We start from the raw sequence: 7,199 nt of genomic DNA on the forward strand, positions 1-7,199 counted from the left end.
GCACCCCCGGTGCGCCGGGGCAGAATGGCCAGGATGGGCAGGATGGTGAAGGGCGGAACGAGACGCTCGTGCATATCGACGGGCTGAGCTGGACCCATGACGAAGCGAGCTTCGGCGGCTTCGGCGATCTGGTCGAGGGGCTGAAGGAGCCGGGGCTGGTGATCGCCTTCGACCGCCCGATCCGGATCGCGAGCCTTCTGGGCAAGGGCGGGCGCGGCTTCAACCAGATCTTCCAGCTGATCGCGCAGGTGAGCCAGCAGGGCGGCGTGCAGGAGCTGATCGTCGGTGGGCTCGATGCCGAGGGGGTGGAGGTGACGGCGCGCGATGCCGCCGGCCGGATCACCGCCGCGACGGCGCTGCCCGCGGGAGAGCCGCTCGCCCGGGCGATCCGGCTGCGCATCGGCGACAGCTGGCGCGAGGGGGTGCAGGCCGGCTCCTACCGGGTGCTGCTGCGGGCGGATTTCCTGCAAGACGAGGCGGGCCGCTTCGCCGTGGATGGCAACCATATCTTCGGGGCCGTGCCCGTGCGGCGGAGCGGCAACGGCCTTCAGGGCGGCAGTTTCGAAAGCTGGTTCTACGTCGAACAGTGAGTGCCCGGCCGCGGGCGCACCGATTTCGGGAAAGGACATATCATGGCGCAGGATGCACAAAACGCCCCGATCCGCCCGGTCTATTTCGACCGCCAGACCCTCACGGGCGCCGATCTCAACGCGCTTGTCACCTACATCCGCGACCGCCAGCACCGCCACAACCGGGCGCTGGTCGGCCATGGCGTGGCCTGCGGGCTGAGCGTGACGATGGCGCCGAACGCGGCCTGGGGGGTGATCGTCGGGCCGGGGCATGCGGTGCTGCCCTCGGGGGAGGAGGTGGGCCTCGCGGTGGAGAGCGCGGCCTTCGATATCTGTGCCGTGGCGCAGGGCTGCCTCGGCCTTGCGCAGGGCTGCGTCAGCCCCGAGGCGATGGCCGCCCCCGCCGCGCCTTCGGTGATCACGCAGGGCGCGCGTGCGGTGAGCTTTGCCGATGTGGCGGAGGATGCCCCGCTCGCCTCCACCATCATCGCCGACTGGCTGGAGATCTGGCGCGATCCGGCGGAGGGGGGCGATGCGCCGGAGATGCGGGTGGCCGCGCCACGGCGCCGCACCGCGCGCGCGGCCGTGTCCGGGGGCGGGACCACGCCCCCGATCGTGAACCGGCCGCGCCCGGCGCTCGGCGGGATGATCGGCGCCACCCGGGGCCTGGTGATCCCGCCCGCGCTCCATATCGGCCTGAGCGAAGCCGCCACGGAGGTGGAGCTCGATTTCGTGCAGATCGGCGGGCCGCTGGTCGCCGTGGCCTATGATTCCGCCGGGGCGGAGCAGGACCGCCAGTCCCCGGTCGGCGTGCTGCCGGGGGGCGCTGCGACCTTCTCCACCCTGCGCCTGCAGGGCACGGCGATCCGCCGGATCGAGCTGACCGGGCCGGAGACGGGCGCGCTCTTGCGTGCGGTGCGGGTTGGCGATGTGGTGCGCGGCTCGGTCTGGCTGGTGCTGCTTGCGCAGGAGACCCCGGGCAGCTTCCTCCCGGCGCTGCCGGAGCGCTGTGAGCCGCCCGCGGGCAACCTGCTGCCGAGCCGGATCTGCGAGGGCTACCGGCTGGAGGTGCTGTGCGCGCCGCCCGAGGGCAGCCTTGCGCCCGATTGCGCCAGCGTGGCCGGGCTGGTCTGCGGGCCGGAGATCCTTGCTGCGCCGCCGCTCCCGGGGGAGGATTGCGTTGTTCTGGCGGAAATCCACTGCGGCGATGCCGGGATCGCCGCGATCGACATGGGGGTGCGCCGGCGGATCTATCCCGCCGCGCTGCTGACCGCTCGGGCCCGGTGCGACTGCATCGGGCCCACGCCACCGCCCAGCCCTACTCCTCCGCCGAGCGCCAGCCCGACCCCGCCGCCGAGCCCGAGCCCGGAGCCCACGTTCTTTACCGCGATCACGCTCGAGCCCACCCGCTTCACCTTCCGCCCGACCCTGTTCACCGCGCTCACGCTCGGGCCGGGGCCGTTCGATCCTTCCGGCCCGGTGATCAACCCGGTGGTGCTGGAGGAGGTGGCCGGGCTGGACCGCGCCATGATCACCCGCCTGCGCGAGGGCGGCATTCCCGATGGCGAGGCGATCCTGGCTACCGACAGCCAGAGCCTCGCCCGGATCACCGGCCTCTCCGAAGTCCGCGTCGCGGCGCTGCAAGATGCGCTGCGCAGCCGCATCCGGGGAGGCGGCTGATGGCGCTCGACGGGACGCGGCTTTCGGTTTCGGTGGTGATCCCGGCGCTGAGCGAGGGGCAGAACCTCGTGGATACGGTGCAGGCGGTGCATGAAAATTCCGGCGATCCGGCGCCCGAGATCGTGGTGGTGGACGATGGCTCCGCGGATGGCGCGCCGGAGCGGGTCGCGGGGCTCTATGCGGGCGATGACCGGGTGCGGGTGATCCGCGGCCCGGGGGAGGGGATCGCGCGGGCGCGCAACGCCGGTGCGGCCGTGGCGCGGGGGGAGGCGATCGTGTTCCTCGACGGGCATTGCTATGTGCCGCCGGGGTGGCTCGCGCCGCTGGTGGCGCCGCTCGCCGATCCGCAGGTGGCGATGACCGGGCCCGCGTTCCGCTCCATCCGGCAGCCGGAGGTGGCGGCCTGCGGCGTGACCTGGTCCGATCCGGGGCTCGGGAATGTGTGGCTGCCCTGTGGCGCGGCGGGGCCGGTGCCGTTTCACATCGGCGCCTGCCAGGCCGTGCGCGCGGACAGGTTCGCCGAGGCCGGCGGCTTCGATCCGGGCATGACCCGTTGGGGCAGCGAGGATATCGAGCTGTGCCTGCGGTTCTGGCTGCTCGGGCTGCAGGTCCATGGGGCGCCGCAAAGCGAGGTCTATCACCTGTTCCGCGCGGCGCGGCCCTATTCGGTGGATGTGATGCTGATCCTTTACAACCACGTCCGCCTCGCGGCGCTGCATCTGGATGGCGCGCGGCTGGCGCAGGTGCTGGCGCGGATGGGCGATCATCCGGCGGCGCAGGGCGCCATCGCGCGGGCGATGAGCGACGGCACGCTCGCCGAGCGCGACCGGCTGGCTGCGCGGCGGCTGCGCGATGCGAATTGGTTCTTCAGCCGCTTCGGGATCGGGTTCTGATCATGCTGACCATCGACCGCCTGCGGGGGAAATACCGGATCGGAGGGGATCTTCCGGCCCGTGTGGCGCTCGCGCGGCGGCTCGACCGGATCGCGGCCGAGCGTCTGGCGGCGGCGCTGGAGCCCGCGGCGGGGTCGGAGGATCCGGAGGCGCCGCATGTGGTGATCCGGGCGTTGGCGCTGCGGATCCGGGTGACGGGGGCCGCGGCGCTGCAGGGGGGCGATCCGGTGGCGGAGGACGAGCTGCTGCGCGTCTGGGCAGCGGCGCTGGGCCGGGAGCTGCAGCGGCTGCTGGCGGAGGGCGGCCCGGATGTGGCGCGCTTCGCCAGCCGGGCGGAGTTTCTGGCCGCCTGGGCCGGGCAGCGCCTGGCCGGGGGCAGGGACTGGCGCTTCGACGAGTTTCGCGTGCTGGACGACCTGCCCGCCGGGCGGGCCATCGCCCTGGGGCTTTCGCAGGCGCCGGAGCGGATCGTGGCGGTGGTGGCCGCCCTGCGCACGGCCGGGCGCTGGGAGGCGGTGCGGGCGGCTTTCGGGGCGGAGGATGTGGCGCTGCTGTGGCGGGCGCTGTGTGGTGCGCTGCCGCCGGAGCCGGGCGAGGGGGTGCCGCTTGCGCCGGGGCTGATCCGGCAGCTGCAGGGGCAGGCGGCGCCCGGAGCGGTGCTGTTCGATCCGCTCGATCCCGTGGCGCGGGCGCGGCGCGCGCTCGACTGGCTGCTGCATCTGTGGGCGCCTGCGCGCCTGCCGCCGGAGCAGGCGGCGCCGCTGGCGCTGGCCTGCGCTGCGGTGGAGGCCCTGCGCATCGCCTGCCCGGAGCTGCGCCTGTGGCAAGCGCCGGACGCGCCCGAGGCCATGGCGGAGCTGGCGGCAGTGCCGCCCGCGCTCGGTGGCCCGGCGCGGCGGATTGAGGCGCTGCGGGACGCGCCCGGGAGCCTCGCGGCGATCCTCGGGCTCATGGTACCCGCCGCCTCCGCCCGGCCGGTTTCGGCCGCGCAGACCCTGCGCAGCAGCTTCGCCGGGCTCGCGCTGCTGCTTGCCCCCCTCGCGGCCGCGGGGCTCGCCGCGCCGCTCGGCGCGGAGGGGCGGCACCGGCTGCTGGCCGCGGCGGTCCGGCCCGGCCTGCGCCCGCTTGCAGGGCTCGATCCGGCGCTGCGCCTGCTTTCGGGGGTGCCCGATCCGGCCCCTGTTGCGCCGGCCTGGCCCGCGGCGGCGGAGCCCCTGCGCGGGCTTGCCGCCTCGCATGGCATCGGGCCGGAGACTGGGGCGCTCGGCCTCGTGCTGGACCTGCTGGCGCAGGGCATTCGCGGCATGGAGCGCGCGAGCGCCGATTATCTCGCGCAGCAGTTTCTGGAGCGCCCCGGCTGGCTGCAGCTCGGCCCGCGCGAGATCGTGGTGCGGCTCGATCCGCTGCCCATGGGCATCTTGCTGCGGATGAGTGGGCGCACGGGGCCGCAGCTGCTGGCGCCCTGGTTCGGGCCGCGCGCGCTGCGGCTGGAGGTGGCCGATGTCTGAGCCGCTTGTGCCGGAGGCCGCCCTGGCCGAATTCGGGCGCTTTGTGGCGCGGCGCGCCGGAGCGCTGATTGCCGGGGCGGGGCCTGCGGGGCCCTTCGTGGCCACCACCGATGCCGCGGCGCTCTCTGCCCGCCTGGCGCAGGGGGGGGCGGAGGCGCCGCTCTGCGCATCTGATGGCGCGCTGCGCGACGGGCTGCTGGCGCAGCTCTGTGCGCCGGAGACGACGACGGGGCTGCTTTTCGCCCGGCTCGGCCTGCCCGGGGCGGCGATGGGGCTGCTTGCGCTTGGGTTGCTCTCCGAGCGCGATGCGGGCTTCGCGACGCTCTATGCCTATCTCGGCGACGATATGCTCCGCCGCGCGCCGACGCCCGCGCTGGCGCGCAGGCTGCTCGGCGAGGCCTATGCGCCCGATCCGCTGCTCCGCTGGGCGCTGGTGACGGCCGAGGCCGACCCCCTGCGCCCGGTGCCGGATCGGCAGCTGCGCCCGACGGATGCGCTCGCCGCGCGTCTGCTGGGGCGGGAGGATTGGGCGCGGCCGGATCCGGCGCTGGAGCCGCATCTGCTGCAGGCGCCGCGGGTGCCGCTTGCGCTGCTGCTGCCCGCCAGCGCGCCGCAGGCGGAGGGGCGGGGCGCGCTGGCGATCACCGGCCCCGAAGGCGCGGGGCGGCTGGCGCTCGCTGTGGCGCTGGCCGAAGCGGCGGGGCAGGAGGTGCTCGCGCTCGATATCGCCGGGTTCATGGCGGAGGGCGGGGCGCCGGCGCTCGCGCTGCGCGAAGCCCGGAGGCTGGCGCTCCGTCCGGTTCTGGCTGGCGCAGAGGGGCTCGGCGCCGCCGATCTGGCCCGGATCCTGCACCTCGCGCCCGATGCGATCTTTGTGGCCGCGGCGCCGCTCGCGCGGGGGGGGGATGGCAGGCGCCTGCCGGAAATCGCCCTGCCGCCGCTCAATCGGGCGCGCAGCCGGGCGCTCTGGCTCCATGCGCTAGGGCCCCACACGGCGCCGCTTGCGGCGGAGCTTGCGCACCGGTTTCGCCTGCCGCTGGCAGATATCCTTGCCGTGGGCGCCCAGGCCCCGCCGGAGGCCGGGGCGCTCACCCGCGCCTGCCTCGCGCGGGCGCCGCGCACGCTCGATCGCCTCGCGCAGCGGCTGCATCCGCCGCAGGACTGGGACGACCTGATCCTGCCCGAGCGGCAGAAGGCGCAGATCGCCGCGCTGATCGCCCGGGTGACCCATGCCCGGCAGGTGCATGAGGACTGGGGCTTCGGGCAGAAGCTCGCGCCGGAGCGCGGCCTCACCGCGCTGTTCGCCGGGCCATCGGGGACGGGCAAGAGCCTCTCGGCCGGGATCGTGGCGGCGCGGCTCGGGCTCGCGCTCTACCGGGTCGATCTCTCGGCCACGGTCAGCAAATATATCGGCGAGACGGAAAAGCAGCTCGAACAGATCTTTACCGCCGCTGAGGCCGCGCATGCCTGTCTGTTTTTCGATGAATGCGATGCGCTGTTCGGCAAACGCTCCGAGGTGTCCGACGCCCATGACCGCTATGCGAATATCGAGACCTCCTACCTGCTGCAGCGGCTGGAGCTGCATCGGGGCGTGGTGATCCTCGCGAGCAACCATCCGCAGAACATCGACGATGCCTTCACCCGGCGGATCGACCTGCGGGTGGAGTTCGGCCTGCCCGATGCCGAGGCGCGGGTGCGGCTCTGGGCGCGGCTCTTGCCGCCAGAGGCGGGTGCGGAGATCGACACCGAGATGCTGGGCCAGTCCTTCGAGATCTCTGGCGGGGCGATCCGCAACTGTCTGATCACGGCGGCATTTCTGGCGGCGGAGGAGGGGGTGCGGATCGGCATGGCGCACTGCCTGCGGGCGGTGGCGCTGGAATACGAAAAATCCGGCAGGCCGCTGACCCGGGCCGAATTTGGCGCGGCCTATCCGCGGCTGCGCGGCGGGACGGGGCGCTGAGATGGCCGGGGGGCAGCGCACGGGCCTGCCGCCGGTGGCCGAGCGCCCGCGCACAGCCCCGCCCGCGCCGGATGCGGCGCAGGCGCAGCCACCCCGGATCCTGCCGCTGCGCCAGCTGGGCAACCGTGCGGCCGAGGCCTATTACGCCGGGCAGCGGGCGCGGATGGCGGAGCCTGAGGCCGCTGCTGCGGTAGCGGCTCCGGTACCCGTGGCAGAGGAGGTGGAGGCCGCGCCGCCTCCGGATGCCGCTCCCGCAGGGGCTGGCGCGGAGGCGGTGCCTGCGGCGACAGACGACGCGACACCGGCGCCTGCGGAAGAGGTGGCCGAAGGCGCCCCCCCGGAAGACGCCCCGGCGGCCCCGGCGGATGCGCCGCCGGATGCCGCCCTGCCCGAGGCCGGGGCGGATGCGGCCGAGGAGGCGGGCCCGAGCCTTGGCGAATGGCGGGCGCGGGTTCTGGGATCGACCGCCGCGATCGTGGCGCCGCCGGTGCCGGAGGGGGGCGCCTTGAGGGCGGCGGCCACTGCCCGGGGCGCGGCGCTGGCGGAGGGGCGGCGCGGGGCGCGCGCGGGCCTGCCCGCGGCGGCGCAG

5 protein-coding genes and 1 pseudogene are annotated in these 7,199 nt (G+C 74.7%); all 6 read left to right on the top strand.

Annotated elements, in window-relative coordinates:
• A partial coding sequence (locus ACOMG5_RS17300) for a hypothetical protein (RefSeq protein ID WP_420345032.1) occupies positions 1-590 on the top strand: 590 nt, incomplete at its 5' end.
• Between the two features lie 42 nt (positions 591-632).
• Complete coding sequence (locus tag ACOMG5_RS17305; protein WP_420345033.1) at positions 633-2,249, top strand: hypothetical protein; 1,617 nt, start codon at positions 633-635, stop codon at positions 2,247-2,249.
• Positions 2,249-3,142: a glycosyltransferase gene (locus ACOMG5_RS17310; protein WP_420345034.1), complete on the top strand. Its 894-nt coding sequence runs from the start codon at positions 2,249-2,251 to the stop codon at positions 3,140-3,142. Before ACOMG5_RS17305 ends, ACOMG5_RS17310 begins: the two co-directional genes overlap by 1 nt.
• A gap of 2 nt (positions 3,143-3,144) precedes the next feature.
• Entirely contained in the window at positions 3,145-4,650 is a 1,506-nt protein-coding gene (locus tag ACOMG5_RS17315) for a hypothetical protein (protein ID WP_420345035.1), read from the top strand.
• A complete protein-coding gene (locus ACOMG5_RS17320; RefSeq protein ID WP_420345036.1) occupies positions 4,643-6,610 on the top strand; it encodes an ATP-binding protein in 1,968 nt (655 codons plus the stop codon). The genes ACOMG5_RS17315 and ACOMG5_RS17320 overlap by 8 nt, the downstream gene beginning before the upstream one ends.
• A 1-nt stretch (position 6,611) precedes the next feature.
• Positions 6,612-7,199, top strand: a pseudogene (locus tag ACOMG5_RS17325) (hypothetical protein); the annotation flags it as partial.

It is taken from the genome of Paenirhodobacter sp., assembly GCF_041916475.1.
Lineage (GTDB): Bacteria > Pseudomonadota > Alphaproteobacteria > Rhodobacterales > Rhodobacteraceae > Rhodobacter.

Bases quoted from the DNA above. Each gene is read 5' to 3' on its own strand.
- ACOMG5_RS17305 (WP_420345033.1), top strand. From the start codon at position 633: ATGGCGCAGGATGCACAAAACGCCCCGATCCGCCCGGTCTATTTCGAC.
- ACOMG5_RS17310 (WP_420345034.1), top strand. From the start codon at position 2,249: ATGGCGCTCGACGGGACGCGGCTTTCGGTTTCGGTGGTGATCCCGGCG.
- ACOMG5_RS17315 (WP_420345035.1), top strand. From the start codon at position 3,145: ATGCTGACCATCGACCGCCTGCGGGGGAAATACCGGATCGGAGGGGAT.
- ACOMG5_RS17320 (WP_420345036.1), top strand. From the start codon at position 4,643: ATGTCTGAGCCGCTTGTGCCGGAGGCCGCCCTGGCCGAATTCGGGCGC.